This is a genomic window from Aureimonas sp. OT7 (assembly GCF_014844055.1).
Lineage (GTDB): Bacteria > Pseudomonadota > Alphaproteobacteria > Rhizobiales > Rhizobiaceae > Aureimonas > Aureimonas altamirensis_A.
Genome location: NZ_CP062167.1, coordinates 2,349,087 through 2,363,534 on the forward strand (window position 1 = coordinate 2,349,087; position 14,448 = coordinate 2,363,534).

13 protein-coding genes are annotated in these 14,448 nt (G+C 65.2%); 3 read left to right on the forward strand and 10 right to left on the reverse strand.

Annotated features, from left to right (window positions below; genetic code table 11):
- Nucleotides 1-75 precede the first annotated feature (75 nt).
- The 9 genes from IGS74_RS11255 to IGS74_RS11290 all read right to left on the reverse strand — a co-directional run bounded on the left by IGS74_RS11255 (nt 76) and on the right by IGS74_RS11290 (nt 9,450).
- Complete coding sequence (locus tag IGS74_RS11255; RefSeq protein WP_197057576.1) at nt 76-660, reverse strand: glycerol-3-phosphate responsive antiterminator; 585 nt, start codon at nt 658-660, stop codon at nt 76-78.
- A gap of 2 nt (nt 661-662) precedes the next feature.
- Nucleotides 663-2,216, reverse strand: a complete 1,554-nt coding sequence (locus tag IGS74_RS11260) for an FAD-binding oxidoreductase (RefSeq protein ID WP_192386198.1) — start codon at nt 2,214-2,216, stop codon at nt 663-665.
- Nucleotide 2,217: 1 nt separating this feature from the next.
- Complete coding sequence (locus IGS74_RS11265) at nt 2,218-3,894, reverse strand: glycerol-3-phosphate dehydrogenase/oxidase (protein WP_192386199.1); 1,677 nt, start codon at nt 3,892-3,894, stop codon at nt 2,218-2,220.
- Nucleotides 3,895-3,913: 19 nt separating this feature from the next.
- Nucleotides 3,914-5,095: an FGGY-family carbohydrate kinase gene (locus IGS74_RS11270; RefSeq protein WP_206688145.1), complete on the reverse strand. Its 1,182-nt coding sequence runs from the start codon at nt 5,093-5,095 to the stop codon at nt 3,914-3,916.
- 4 nt (nt 5,096-5,099) lie between these two features.
- A complete protein-coding gene (locus IGS74_RS20050; protein ID WP_206688146.1) occupies nt 5,100-5,342 on the reverse strand; it encodes an FGGY family carbohydrate kinase in 243 nt (80 codons plus the stop codon).
- 10 nt (nt 5,343-5,352) lie between these two features.
- The gene (locus IGS74_RS11275) at nt 5,353-6,765 is read right to left on the reverse strand and encodes an MFS transporter (protein WP_192386200.1); all 1,413 of its coding nucleotides are present in this window, start codon (nt 6,763-6,765) and stop codon (nt 5,353-5,355) included.
- Between the two features lie 158 nt (nt 6,766-6,923).
- Nucleotides 6,924-7,709 (reverse strand): ABC transporter ATP-binding protein, encoded by a 786-nt coding sequence (locus tag IGS74_RS11280; RefSeq protein ID WP_192386201.1) that lies wholly within the window; start codon nt 7,707-7,709, stop codon nt 6,924-6,926.
- Nucleotides 7,706-8,479, reverse strand: a complete 774-nt coding sequence (locus tag IGS74_RS11285; RefSeq protein WP_192391757.1) for an ABC transporter permease — start codon at nt 8,477-8,479, stop codon at nt 7,706-7,708. Before IGS74_RS11285 ends, IGS74_RS11280 begins: the two co-directional genes overlap by 4 nt.
- 26 nt (nt 8,480-8,505) lie before the next feature.
- Entirely contained in the window at nt 8,506-9,450 is a 945-nt protein-coding gene (locus IGS74_RS11290) for an ABC transporter substrate-binding protein (protein ID WP_206688147.1), read from the reverse strand.
- 220 nt (nt 9,451-9,670) lie between these two features.
- Here IGS74_RS11290 and IGS74_RS11295 point away from each other — a divergent pair, with 220 nt between their 5' ends.
- Both IGS74_RS11295 and IGS74_RS11300 read left to right on the forward strand, forming a co-directional pair.
- Nucleotides 9,671-11,146: an NAD-dependent succinate-semialdehyde dehydrogenase gene (locus IGS74_RS11295; protein ID WP_192386203.1), complete on the forward strand. Its 1,476-nt coding sequence runs from the start codon at nt 9,671-9,673 to the stop codon at nt 11,144-11,146.
- Nucleotides 11,127-12,323 carry an iron-containing alcohol dehydrogenase gene (locus IGS74_RS11300; RefSeq protein ID WP_192386204.1) on the forward strand — a complete coding sequence of 399 codons (1,197 nt, stop codon included), beginning with the start codon at nt 11,127-11,129 and terminating at the stop codon, nt 12,321-12,323. The genes IGS74_RS11295 and IGS74_RS11300 overlap by 20 nt, the downstream gene beginning before the upstream one ends.
- On the opposite strand, the gene ggt is transcribed toward IGS74_RS11300, so the two are convergent.
- The gene (gene ggt / locus IGS74_RS11305; protein ID WP_192386205.1) at nt 12,320-14,062 is read right to left on the reverse strand and encodes a gamma-glutamyltransferase; all 1,743 of its coding nucleotides are present in this window, start codon (nt 14,060-14,062) and stop codon (nt 12,320-12,322) included. The two genes, IGS74_RS11300 and ggt, sit on opposite strands and share 4 nt — an antisense overlap.
- 268 nt (nt 14,063-14,330) lie before the next feature.
- On the opposite strand from ggt, the gene IGS74_RS11310 reads away from it, so the two are divergent.
- Complete coding sequence (locus IGS74_RS11310; RefSeq protein ID WP_039195850.1) at nt 14,331-14,423, forward strand: potassium-transporting ATPase subunit F; 93 nt, start codon at nt 14,331-14,333, stop codon at nt 14,421-14,423.
- The last annotated feature ends 25 nt before the right edge of the window (nt 14,424-14,448 follow it).

Consider the following 14,448-nt stretch of genomic DNA (forward strand, 5'->3'; position numbering starts at 1 on the left):
TACGCGGCCGCAGGCCAAGTTTGAATATCGAAATTCAGCCACAATGTCGGATGTCCGCCGCCTGTGCGGGTTTTGTCACAATGCCGGTCGCTCCATGTTCCACAAGGCGGCATTGCTGGAGGATACCGCGACCGCGCCCCGCTTCAAGGCGGCCTGTGCGTCGGCCTGCGTGCAGATGAATCCGGAGGCCACCGCAGGCGGCATCCGCTTCCGATCGTCCGCCGGAATATGTGCCAGCATGGGCGCCGGCATCAGTTGCACCAGGTTAGGGCTGCTCTGGGAGATGGCCTTGACGCTGCGCGGCCAGGTGGACCGGTCCGTAACGAACACCTTCTGCATGGTCAGAAGGCCGCATTGCGCGGCCTTCTGGATGGTCGGGACCCTGGTGGACAGAAGAACCGATATTCCCGCTTCGGACAGGAACTCGATGGCCCCCTTGTCCTGGGACAAGCCCTCGCAACTATCGATGTTCAACACGATCAGCTTGTTGCGCCGGGTCAGCGTCCGCACCAGCTCGGCGACGTGGCGCAGCGATATGTTGGCCACGATGCCGATCTCGGCGCGGCTGGCCAGGAACGTGTCAACCTGCTCCGTGCCGTAGAGTGTCGCCATGACCGGATGGCGCAACAGTCGTTCGCCGATGGTTCTGTCCAGGGCCAAGATTACCTCTTCGCGTCGCGCGGCATATCCAGCGAAAGGCCGAGCTTGCCCGGGTTCAGCAGATTGTCCGGGTCGAGCGCAGATTTCACTGCCTCCAGAATCGGAAACGCGCTGCCGAGACTGTCGCGCATGTAGGGCGCGCGCAAGAGCCCGACTCCATGGTGGTGGCTGAGAGCCGCATTATGCCGGACGAGAACGGCGTTGGCTGCATCCCATGCAGCGCGATACCAGGCGCCACGGCGCTCGACATCCACGTCGCCGCGCAGTGAGAAATACAGGCACGCCCCGTCGATATAAGCATGCGACTGGTGCGCCGAGCCGGCCAACGTGCCCGGAACGGCGTTGATGGCGGCAACGACCTCGTCATAGATCTTCGGAAGGTCTTTCCAGCAGCCCGTCATCTCCAGCGTGTCGGCCACGAAGCCTGGGCTGCGCTTGAACCCTTCGGCGCTCTTGCCGGTCAGGTAGCGCGTGTCCAGCCAGCGTTCGAAGATGGCGTCGCCATCCAGCTTGCGGCCAAGCCCGGCGCAGACCCGCTCGCTGATGGTCATGACGGCATCGACGATCTCCGGCGCACCTTCGTCGGCGATCAGCAGCACGTTAAGCTCCGGTTCCTCGAACTGCACGCCGCTTTCCAGCGCGTCGTAGAGGCGCAGCGCGGCCGGGTTGGCGCCGCCCTGCATGATCTGACGACAGGCTTCGAGACCGGTCGCGAAACTGTCGAACCCGTAGGCGATCGCGCGGCTGTAGTCGGGCAGGCGATGCAGTTTCAGGCGGACGCGCACCACGATGCCGAGCGTGCCCTCCGAGCCGATGAAAAGCTGTTGCAGATCGGGGCCGATGGCCGCGCGGGCATAGCCGCCCAGCGTGACCAGCCTGCCGTCGGCTAAAACGACATCCATCCCGTAGACCATGTCCTCGATCTTGCCGTACCGCGTGGACAATTGCCCCGCGCCACGGCATGCCACCCAGCCGCCCACCGTGCTAATGCCGAAGGAGGACGGCCAGTGGCCCATGGTCATGCCGTAGGATTCCTGGATCGTCTGCTCGAAGACGTCGCCGAACATCCCGGCTTCCACCTCCACGATCTGGCTGTCCGCATCGAACCCGACCAGACGGTTCATGTCGCAGACGTCCAGCACGATGCCGCCGCGCAGCGGTAGGGCTGCGCCCGTCACATTGCTGCGGCCGGCAGAGACGGTCAGTGGCAGGCGATGCCGATGGGCGATCGTTGTGACAGCCTGCACCTGCTCCACCGTCGAGACGCGCACGAAGACGCCGTCCACTGCCGCTGGGGTGCCGTCCGTTTCCGCGATCATGGTGCCGGCCCACCAGTCGCGCGTGTTGACGACGAGATCGTCGCGCGTGGTCAGGACCTCGTCCGACGCGCTCCGCAGCTCTGCAATGACGGCCTCGGAAACCTGCACGGCATTGCGGGCAAGGCCCGCGGAAGCGCCGATCGTCTCGATCGACTTGGCATAATGCGGCTGCGTCGGCGCGCCGACGACGTAGTTGCCACGATTGTATCCGCGGCGCACCGCTTCCTTGCTCATCATATCAATAGTCTCCCGTAAGTATGGATTTTTCTTTGGCGATCGCCGCTTCATATCCGGCGATCTGGCTGGCGATCTCGTTGGACGAAAGCTTCAGCTCCCGCCCGATGATCTCACCGACGCGGGCTGCCGCCCGGCCGGAGGCGTCGCGTGCCATCAGGCGGGCCCGCATCCGCCGCGACAGGACATCGTCCACCGTTGCCGCCATCTCGTGCCGGACCGCATACACAACTTCGGCCTGCGTGAACGGCAGTCCTTCGACGATGGGCTCGGCAAGGCCCGAATCCTCGGCCAGAAGGTCGCTGACGAAGCGGGCTTCGGTGCCGTATCGCTCTCCCAGATGGGCCGCCATCCCGCCGGAGGCGACGATTGCCTGGGCGTCGTAGCCGGCCGCGCCAAGCAGCCAGGCTTTCTTGGTGGTGCATCTGCGCTTGTCGCCCAGCACGCTGCCCACGGCATCCACGGTCTGAGCGGCCATGTGGCGGGCGGTCGTCAACTTGCCGCCGACGATGGAAACGACACCGTCCTTGCCGACATGCACCGTATGGTCGCGTTTGACATCCATCGTGCTGCCACCCGGCGAGGACGAAACGAGCGGGCGGCAGCCGGCGATGCTGCCGACGACGTCGCTGGCGTCGATGTCCGTCTTCAAGGCCGAACGGGCGCCTTCCAGAAGGAAGTCGAGTTCGGTGCGCGTGCAATGAACGTCATCGAGGCTGCCCTTGTAGTCCTCGTCTGTGGTGCCGAGATAGGAAACGTTGCCCCACCGGGTGATGGTGGCCCGACGGCTGCGCCCCGGAACGGGGATCGTCACGGTGCAGTCGTTGCGGACCTTCAACCAGGGAATGGCGACATGCACGCCCTTGGCCGGCCGGACATGCAGCGGCCGCTCGTCGTTGTCGGCAACCATCCAGTCGCGCATCCAGACGCCCGTCGCCATGATGACGGCCTTCGCTCGCACCCGGATCTCGCGGCCGGATGCGGTTTCCACGACCGCGCCGTCCGCCTTTCCGCCATTGCGCGTCAGCTCCATGACGCGCGCATGGTTGAGGATGGCCGCACCATGATGGGCGGCAGACCGTGCCAGCGCCAGCGTCAGCCGAGCATCGTCGACCCGCGCATCGAAGTACATGAAGCCGCCGCGCAGCTGGTCGTCGCGGAAGGTGGGACAGTGCGCCAGCACCTCGGCGGCCGTCAGCCGCTGATGAAGGATGCCCTCGCGCCACCCGCCGGCCAAGTCGTAGCTCCAGAGCAGGCCCTCGAACGCCCTGGCCATCCGCGCATCGAAGATGCCGTCACGCTCCAGGATCGGGAACAGGAATGGCAACCGCTGCACCAGATGACCGGCATTGCGGCGCAGCCTCTGCCGCTCCAGCAGGGAATGGCGGACCAGTCCCAGATTGCCCTGCTCGATGTAGCGCAAACCGCCATGGACCATCTTTGACGATTTGGACGAGGTGCCGGAAGCGAAGTCGTCCTTTTCGATGAGCGCCACGCGATAGCCGCGCAGCGCCGCGTCGAAGGCGCAGTAGCATCCCGTCACGCCACCCCCGACGATGAGAATGTCGAACGTCTCGTCGGCAAGCCTGTCTTCCTGCTCGGCGCGGACGAGCCGCAAGGGCTCGGTGCGGGCAAGGTTTTCGCGGTCGCGGCTGGCGCGTCGGCCGGGAAGTCGAAACATGGGAAACCTCATCGATGTGTCACCCGCCACTGCCGGGCAAGGGCGGGCGGTTGTCATAGACGCCGGCTCGGGTACGGCCGATCTCGTCGGAGATGGCCGCGTGCCAGCCCGCCCGACGCGACAGACGCTCGTCTTCCGACAAGGAAGGTTCGAACGTCTCGCCCGGCGGCAGGGTGGAGCGGGCTTGCGAAAGATCGCTCCACATGAGCCCTCGCGCGCCGGCCATGAAGGCGGTGCCGCGCAGGCTCGCGCGCTCTGCGTCGGGCATGCGACGCACGGGGACGCCGCCAAGATCGGCCTGCATGCGCAGCAGCGGATCGGACGACGAAAGGCCGCCGCCCGCAACCAGCTCATGCATCTGCTTGCCGGCCACCAGCTCGTCCGCTTCCACACATGAGACGACCGACTGCGCGATGCCTCCCAGAACCGCATAGGCGAGCTCTTCACGCGTATGGGTCATGGAAAGCCCGGTCAGGGAGGCCCGCGCGGCCGGCACCATGACCGGCTGTCGCAGCCCCGTCAGCGTCGGCATGAAGCAGATGCCGCGCGCCCCGCCGGCCTCGGCCGCCAGGGCGCTGATCTGACGTGCATCGTCGAACCAGCGCATGTCGGCGCAAAGCCAGTTGAGCGCGGAGCCGGTGGTGGCCGCGTAAGTCTCCACCGCAAAGTCCGAGCATCCACCCTTGCGCCAGGCGGTCATCGTGAACGTCGCCTCGACGGCACCCGGCTGCGCCGGGCGCTCCTGGCCGATCACGAGATCGACGAAGCTGCCCGTTCCGTGGACGCACATGGCCTGGCCGCTGTCATGGCATCCGAGGCCGACAAGGCCTGCAAGCTGATCACCCATGGACGCCATGATCGGAACGCGGATGCCGATCAGGTCGCTGCGTGTATGTCCGAACTCGTCGGCGTCTTCCATAAGGGTCGGCAGCAACTCTTGCGGAAACTCCTGGGCGTCCAGCCAATCGCCGATGTAGCTGTGCTGGCGCAGGTCATAGGCCCCGCAGGAGGTGGCGTTGGTGGGCGTCGTCACGACCCTCCGGGTTTCGGAAAGATGCCACAGAAGCCAGCTGTCGACCGTGCCGAAGGCAAGGCGCTTTTGCTTCAGTGCCTCCGCCACGCATGGCGTGTCGCGCATGTGGCGCACGGCCCAGAGGTAGATGGCCCGTGCACCGATGGGGCGTCCGGCACGCTCGGTCAACTCTCTATCCCAGCGCGGCGATCTCGACGCCTTCGGCCGGCGCCGAAGCGACGACCTTCCGGCACATGGCCAAGGTGGTTTCCAGAAGCGCATCGGCGTCCTGTTCGACGACGCCGTGGCGCGGCGTCGTAACTTTCAGTGGTGCATAGGCGGGGGTGGTAACCCCGCCATCCGCCCGCACCAGGGCAGCCCGCGTGCCGGACGTGCCTTCGTCTATCGCCAGTATGGCCTGCTGCAGCATCGTCATCGTGCCTCCCTCAGTCGCCGGCAAACTGTGGTGCACCCGGCTCGTTGTCCGGATTGACGGAGGTGCGGGTTGGATCCCACCGGATGACGCTGCAGATGATGCAAGCGATAAGCGGAACCACCGACAGGATCAGGAACGTCGTTCCCAACCCATACGTCTCTCTGAAAATCGGAAAGACGAGGAGACCGATGGCTGCGCCGGTTGCACCCATCGCGCCGATGATGCCGTTCGCACCGGCACGCAGTTCGCTGCGGAAGGACAGGGAAGACAGGCTTTTTCCATTCGCCCCCGGTCCGCCAGAGTGAAAAAGGATGAAGAGTGAGGGCACGATGACCGCCAGCCAGACTGGCATCGTGTCGTGGAAAAGCCCCATGATGACCAACATGCAGAAGACGGCGCCGAAGCCGATGGCCGAAGCGCGACGCAGGCCGAAAATCCGTCCGATGGTGGGCGACATGAACCCGCCGACGATGCCGAAGACGTTGAAGACGAGCGTCCCCAGCATGGCGTTGATGAAATCGGTGCCGAACAGCGATGCGCTGATGAGCGGTAGATACCAGCCGACCGCGAAATACTGGATCGACTGGCCGATCTGAACCGTTGCCGCCAGGATGGTGCGCGGCAGGTAGACGCCCCGGAAGATCAGCGCGATGTTGCGAAAACCGCGTTTTGCCTGGTTGACGACCGGCAGGCGCTCGGCCGGCGGGGCCGCGGCGAAGGTAAGGCCGTAGATGCGACTCATGGCCCTGGCGGCGTCGTCCAGCCTTTCCTTGCGCGCCAGCCAGATGGGGCTTTCCACCATGAAGGCGAATTGCAGCAGCATGATCGCGAAGGCGAAAATGCCGGTCGCCGCGACGGAATAGCGCCAGATCGTGTCGCCCACATCCCAGCTATAGAACATCATTGCCAGAAGGATGTTCGTGCACACCGCAAGATACCAGATGCCTTGCCAGGTGTTCAGGCGGCTGCGCAGCCGGGCCGGGGTAAATTCGGCAAGTACGGCCATGGCGATGGCGAAGTCGATGCCATAGGCCGCGCCGACGAAGAACCGGCCGAAGATGATCACCTCGTAGCTCTGCGCTGTCGCTACCAGGACGGCGCCGACCAAAGCGAGGAGCTTGGCGAAGACGAGAGGGCGCATGCGGCCCCAGCGGTCGGCCATCCAGCCGCCGATCGGGTTGAACACGATCGCGACCCAAGATGCGAAGGACGTCATCAGCGCGACTTCGCGCGCGTCCAGCCCCATGTTCCGGGTCATCGGGCCAAGCCCGGCGCTGAGCGCCGAGTTGGCGAAGGCATCGAGAAACAGACCGCCCAGCGCAAGCCACCAGATGAGGCCGGCGCGCCCGCGGATACCGTCGCTCTTGTCGATAAACGAAATGACGTCTTCTATGCCCCGCAGGGCATACTTGCTCCCGTGCATGCTACTACTCCTCCCAGAGTAACAGACACATCCACATAAGGGTCGGGGCAAGTTTTGGACGAGCGAAGACCATCATGCAGATGGTCTTATATCTTCGTCTGCAGTTCGATCTTTAGCGGCCTGTCGAGGAGGTGTCAATCACCGAGGCGGCAGTTCGATCAGTGTTCGGCCGCTGCCAGGATGGCCTCCTGGCGGATCTCCTCGGTCAGGCGGGCGCGCAGGCGGGAGAATTCCGGGCTCGATTTCACCGTGTAATGGCGCGGATGCGGCAGGTCCACGGGGATGATCGACTTGATCCTGCCCGGGCGCGCGGACATGGTGACGACGCGCGAGCCGACGAAGATCGCCTCCTCGATATCGTGCGTCACGAACAGGACCATCTTGTGCTCACGCTCCCATATCCCGAGAAGCAGTTCCTGCATCAGGCCGCGCGTCTGGTTGTCGAGCGCGCCGAAGGGCTCGTCGAGAAGCAGGATCTTGGGGTCGTTGGCCAGCGCCCGGGCAATGGCGGTGCGCTGCTGCATGCCGCCCGACAACTGCTTCGGCCAGTGGTTTTCGAAGCCCTTCAGGCCGACATCGGCGATGTACTGGGCGACGGTCTCGCGGCGTACGCCCTCCGGCACGCCCTTTTCGCGCAGCCCGAAGCCGATGTTCTGCTCGACCGTCAACCACGGGAAGAGCGTATAGGACTGGAAGACCATGCCGCGGTCGGGGCCCGGTCCATGGATTTCGACACCATCCAGCGTGACGCGGCCGCTTGTCGGGCGATCCAGCCCGGCAACGATGCGCAGCAGCGTGGACTTGCCGCAGCCCGAGGGGCCGAGGATCGTGACGAAGTCGTTGGCCGGCACCGTCAGGCTGGTGGGCTGCAGCGCCGTGACGGGGGCGCCGCCCCGAACGCCCGGAAAGATGCGGCCGACGCCGTCGATGATGAGTTCGCTCATGCGAACCTCCAGGCGAAGACCCACCGGTTGAAGGATTTGAACAGGAAGTCGGAGATGAGCCCAATGATTCCGATGACGATGATGCCGAAGATGATCTGCCCCGTTGCCATCAGCGCCTGGCTGTTGATGATCATGTAGCCGATGCCGGAAGATGCGCCGATCAGTTCCGCAACGATGACGTAGGTCCAGGCCCAGCCCAGCACCAACCTGAGGATCTCGGCGATATCGGGTGCGTTGGCCGGCATCAGCACGCGTGCGACGATGCCCCTGTCGCGCGCGCCCAGCGTGTAGGCAGCCTCGACGAGGTCCTGCCTGGTCGAGGCCACCGACCCCGCAACCATCAGGACGATCTGGAAGAACGCGCCGATGAAGATGACCAGTAGCTTCTGCGTCTCGCCGATGCCCGCCCACAGGATCAGCAGCGGCACGAAGGCCGAAGCGGGGAGGTAGCGGGCAAAGGAGACGAACGGCTCCAGCAGCGCCTCGATGGGCTTATAGGCGCCCATGGCGATGCCGATCGGAACGCCCAGCGCGGCGGCGACGGCAAAGCCGCCGACGACGCGCCAGACCGTCATGCCGATATCGTAGAGGAAGCCGCGCTGCAGGAGGTTCCAGCCGTCCGCCAGCATGGTCAGCGGATCGGCAAGGAAGGTGCGCGAGACGAAGCCTCCCAGCGTCGCCACCGCCCACAGTGCAACGAAGGCCACGAAGAAGGATATGCCAAGGACGACGCGCGTTGTGGCGCCGACCGGCTGGAATGGACGAAGCATCATGATCCTGACGGCGCTGGATACAACTACTTGATGTACTGATCGTCGTAGAGCATTGCGACATCGGGCTTTTCACGGATGACGCCGATCTCCAGCAGCAACTCTGCCGCGGCCTCCGAGAAGGTCTTGAACTCGCCCTCGAAAAAGGTCGCATTGGCGGCCTTGTCCTGCCACCGCAGATGCTGGGCCGAGTTCGCGAACTGCTCGCCCGTCTGGTTCACGTCGGCGCCCATGATCTCATAGGCCTTGTCGGGGTCCGCCGCGATCATCTCCAGCGCCTCGAAGTAGCTGTCGGCCAGGGCTTTGCCGGCTTCGGGGTTTTCCTGAAGGAATGTCGGCGTGCAGCCGACCGTGTCCATGACGGCCGGGTAGTCGAGCGTCGTTGCAAGGATCTTGCCGGAATCCGGCGCGTCGCGCACTGTCGACAGATACGGCTCGTAGGTCATCGCGGCGTCGTTCTGCCCGGCAACGAATGCCTGGGCAGCGGGACCCGGCTCCATGTTGACGATCCGCACATCGCGCATCGTCATGCCGTTCTCTTTCAGCATCCAGGCCAGCAGGAAATAGGGAGACGTGCCGGGCGCGGAGGCGGCCACCGTCTTGCCCTCGAGAGCCGCGAAGTCGGCGATGTCGCCGCGCACCGCGATGCCATCGGCGCCGTAGGACTTGTCCATCTGGAAGATCTGCGTGGCCGGGACGCCGTTCGCGCTCCAAGCGACCCAGGTTTCCACCGTGGTTGCGGCGCACTGGATGTCGCCCGACGCCATCGCGAGATGGCGGCTGGCCTGCGGAATCTTCGACAGGGTGACATTCAGTCCATGCTTCTCGAAGATCCCGGCCTCTTTTGCCAGGGTCAGCGGTGCAAAGCCCGTCCAACCGGAGAAACCAAGATTGACGTCCGTCTGCGCCACCGCCGGCGCAGCGGCCAACGATGCGAGAAGGCCTGCCAGAATTCCGTATCGTGCGACCATGGGGACCCCAACCTTCGATTGCATATGTCTACACATAATCAATGTCGCGCCCGCTCATCCAAATCAAGGCCGAGGCGACAAAAAGTGATTACCGGATGGGCGTGGACAAAAGATATGCAGCACGCGTTTGCCTTTGCTCTTGCGACGATCCTCACTTTCAACGCCGCCGCCATGGCACTAGTGTTCGTCGGATCGAGCGATAGAATCTCAGGTTGAACACATGTCGACGTCCAGCAATACCGGTACGGCTTCCCTCCGGCTCTCCGACCCCGGCCTCCTGAAGCAGCAATGCCTAGTCGATGGCGCATGGCGCGATGCGGCCGGCGGCGAGACCATCGCGGTGACGAACCCGGCCGACGGATCCACCGTCGCGCATGTTCCCGTATTGTCGGCCGGCGAGGTCGAGGACGCGATCGAGGCCAGCGCCCGGGCCCAGAGGAACTGGGCGGCGCTGGCCGCAAAGGAGCGGGCCGCCACATTGCGCAATTGGTTCGATCTCATGATCGCCAATGCCGACGACCTTGCCGCCATCATGACGGCGGAGCAGGGCAAGCCGCTGGCCGAGGCGAAGGGCGAGATCGCCTATGCGGCGTCCTTCGTGGAGTGGTTCGCCGAGGAGGCCAAGCGGGTCTATGGCGAAACGATACCGGCGCCGGCATCCGACCGGCGGATCATGGTCATACGCCAGCCGGTCGGCGTAACCGCCGCCATCACGCCATGGAACTTTCCGGCTGCGATGATCACCCGCAAGGCGGCCCCGGCGCTGGCCGCCGGCTGCAGCATGATCGTGCGTCCGGCAGACCTGACGCCGCTGACGGCGCTGGCGCTGGGCGAACTGGCGGTGCGGGCCGGCATCCCGGCCGGCGTGCTCCAGATCGTGACGGGCAAGGCGCGCGAAATCGGCGCAGCGCTGACCGCCAGCGAAACCGTGCGCAAGCTGTCATTCACGGGGTCCACCGAGGTGGGGCGCCTGCTGATGGAGCAATGCGCGCCGACCATCAAGCGCATGTCGCTGGAACTGGGCGGCAATGCGCCTTTCATCGTCTTCGACGATGCGGACCTGGACGCCGCGGTGGAGGGCGCCATGCTGTCCAAGTACCGCAATGCCGGGCAGACGTGCGTCTGCGCCAACCGCATCTATGTGCAGAATGGCGTCTACGACGCGTTCGCCGAGAAACTCTCAGCGAAGGTCGCCGCACTCAAGGTCGGCAACGGCACCGAACCGGGCGTCGCCATCGGACCCCTGATCGAGGAAAAGGCCCTTCGCAAGGTGGAGGAACATATCGAGGACGCCGTCTCCAAGGGCGCCACGCTCTTGTCCGGCGGCAAGCGGCTGGGCGGACTGTTCATGGAGCCCGGCATCCTGACGGGCGTGACGCAGGATATGCGCGTATCGCATGAAGAGACGTTCGGGCCCCTGGCGCCGCTGTTCCCCTTCGAGACGGAGGAGCAGGTGATCGGCATGGCGAACGACACGATCTTCGGGCTTGCCGCCTATTTCTACACGCGGGATTTCTCGCGCTCGGTTCGCGTGGCCGAAGCCCTGGAATACGGCATCGTGGGACACAATACGGGCATCATCTCCAACGAGGTCGCGCCGTTCGGCGGCGTCAAGCAGTCGGGCCTCGGCCGCGAGGGCTCGCACCACGGAATCGAGGAATATCTCGAGATGAAATATGTCTGCAGCGCCGTCTGATGCCATCCGGGTGGAGGAGGGCCTCTTGCCCTTCTCCTTCCGCGCCGTGCCGGCAATGCTGGTCGAATGGGGTGGGGCGCGCCGCCTTGGGCCCATCCTGGCCGAGTTTCACGCCGAGCGGGACGTGCTGCTGGTCACCGATGCCGGATTGCACCGCGCCGGCGCGCTGGAGCCCGCCAAGCGCTCGTTGGTGCAATCCGGCTTCCGCGTCACGGTGTTCGATGCCGTCATCGCCGATCCGCCGGAATCCGTCCTGATGGCATGCGTCGAGGCGGCGCGGGCGTCCGGCTGCGACCTCGTGGTCGGCCTGGGGGGTGGCTCTTCGATGGATGTCGCCAAGCTGGCCGCCGTGATGATCGGTTCCACCCAGCCGCTGGCCGAAATGTACGGCATCGACAGGGTGGTCGGCCAAAGGGTGCCGCTGGTGCAGGTGCCGACGACGGCGGGCACCGGCTCGGAGGCCACCAACATCACCATTCTCACGACCGGCGAGACGACCAAGATGGGTGTCGTTTCCGCCCAGCTTTATGCGGATCTGGTGCTGCTGGATGCGGAACTGACGGTCGGGCTGCCGGCGCTGCATACGGCGGCCACCGGCATCGACGCGATGGTGCATGCAATCGAGGCCTACACCTCCCGGCATCGGAAGAATCCGCTGTCCGATGCGCTGGCGCGCGAGGCCCTGCGCCTTCTGTCGGCCAACCTTGTCGATGCCTGCCGCGACGGGCACGCCCGAGGGCCGCGCGAAGCCATGCTGCTGGGAGCGAACCTGGCCGGACAAGCCTTCGCCAACGCTCCGGTGGCTGCGGTCCATGCGCTGGCCTATCCTCTGGGCGGGCATTTTCACATCCCGCACGGCCTGTCCAACGCGTTGATGCTGGGCCCGGTCCTGTCCTTCAATATGCAGGCGGCGGCGCCGCTGTACGCCGAACTGCATGATGTGGTGGGCGGGGCGTCCCGCGGCGATGTAGCCGAACGGGCGCAAGGGTTCGTCGACGAGATGGAAACCTTGATGAACGCTTCCGGGGCGCCGCGACGCCTTCGCGATGCCGGCATCGGCGAGGAAAGCCTGCCCATGCTGGCCGCCGACGCGATGAAGCAGACCCGGCTTCTTGCCAACAACCCCGTCGAGGTGACCGAGGCGGATGCGCTCCGCCTGTACCGGCAGGCCTTCTAGTAGCCGATGGCCGCGCCGGCCGTGGCGCGGCTGTCGATGGCGCCGTAGTAGCGCGCCGTACCGGTGCCGGCTTCGATCTCTTCCAGGTCGCGTCCCCCGACCAGGATGCCGGCCGCTTCGCCCCAGATGGTCCAATCCGGGTCGATGCCGACCGTGTAGCCCATACCGGCCAACAGTCTTAGCGTGTCCGGCGACAGGGCGTAGGGCTCCATGGCGACGGTGTCGGGCAGCCATTGGTGATGGATGCGCGGCGCGTCGATCGCCTGCTGGATATCCATGCCATGGTCGATGACGTTCATGATCGCCGACAGGGTGATGGTGATGATGCGCGAGCCGCCGGGACTGCCGATCACCATGAAGGGCTTGCCGTCCCGGGAAACGATGGTCGGGCTCATGGACGACAGGGGCGACTTGCCGGGCTCGATGGCATTGGCCTCGCCCTGGACGAGGCCGTAGAGGTTCGGCACGCCGGGCTTGGAGGTGAAGTCGTCCATCTCGTTGTTCAGGAGTATGCCCGTCCCCTCGGCCACCTTGCCCGTACCGAACGAGCCGTTCAGCGTATAGGTGACGGCAACCGCGTTCCCGTCCTTGTCGATGATCGAGTAGTGCGTGGTCTCGGTCGATTCCGTCGCTCCCGCCGGTCTCAGATCCTCGCTGACGCCGGCGCGATACGGATCGATCCGCGCGCGGATTTCCTCCGCATAGGCTTTGCTTGTCAGTTTCTCGACCGGGTTGTCGACGAAGTCGGGATCGCCGAGAGCGGTGTTACGGTCCACGAAGGCATGGCGCATCGCCTCCACCATCAGCCGCGTCGTCTCGGCCGAGCCGTAGCCGAGATAGGAGATCGGGTAACCCTCCAGCACGTTCAGGATTTCGCAGATGACCAGGCCGCCGGAGGAGGGCGGCGGAGACGATACGATGTCGTAGCCGCGATAGCTGCATTCCACTGGTTCGAGCTCGCGGACGCGATACTCTTCGAAATCGGACCTGGCGAGAATACCGCCGTTCTCCTGGCTGGACTTGACGATCAGGTCGGCGATCTCGCCCTTGTAGAAGGCATCGGCGCCGCCCTGCGATATGGCCTCGAGTGAGGCGGCGAGATCGTGCTGAACCAATGTGTCGCCGAGGCGCAGCGGCTGGCCATCCCGAAGAAAGATGCCGGCGGCGGCCGGGTCCTGGGACAGCATGTCGTTGCCATCGGCAAAGGAGGCGATGTCGCCCGGCTCCAGCACGAAGCCCTCCCGGGCAAGCCGCAATGCCGGGGCGATCAGCCGTTCGCGCTCCCATGTGCCGTATTTTTCGCGCGCGGCCTCGAACCCGGCGACCGACCCGGGGACGCCGACGGCGAGGTAGGTGTCCGTGCTGGCGCCGGGGACCGGCTCGCCGGCCGCATCCAGATACATGTCGCGCGTGGCCGCCTTCGGGGCACGCTCGCGGAAATCCAGGAAGGTGGATGTTCCATCCGCAAGGCGGATCGTCATGAAGCCGCCACCGCCGAGATTGCCTGCCGTGGGATAGACGACCGCCAGGGCATATCCGACGGCAATGGCCGCATCCACTGCATTGCCACCCTGCCGCAGCACGTCCACGCCAACCTGCGATGCGAGGTGCTGGGCTGTCACGACCATGCCGTTATCCCCCTCGACCGGTGCCGGCGACGCGGCGCGGGACGGCCATGGGCCGGTGATGGCGATGCCGATCGCCGAGACGAGAATAAGCGTCCTGAGTTCTGCAGGCATTCTATACCCCCCCGTTTCGGCCACCATCCACCGGTTGCAGATCGGAGGCGAGGCGGCAGGGCTTGTCAAGCGTCGGTCCGCGTACGGCACGCCCTTATGCGATCCTTATGGCGGCGGCGACGGTTCCGGATCGAAAACTTATGCGCCTTGGCTCACATGGATTGCGGCCCTGAAAGGAGGGGCCCGCAATGTTGGACCTTCTCTATCTTGGCATCGGCATCGGCGCCTTCGTCGTGCTTGCGGCCTATGCCCGCGCGCTGGCATCGCAATGACCGGCTTCGACTTCTTCGTCGGCGGCATCACCACCGTCTTCGTGGCGGCCTATCTCGGCTACGTGCTGATGCGGCCCGAGCGTTTCTGATCCAACCCCCTCTGTGCGGAAAGCC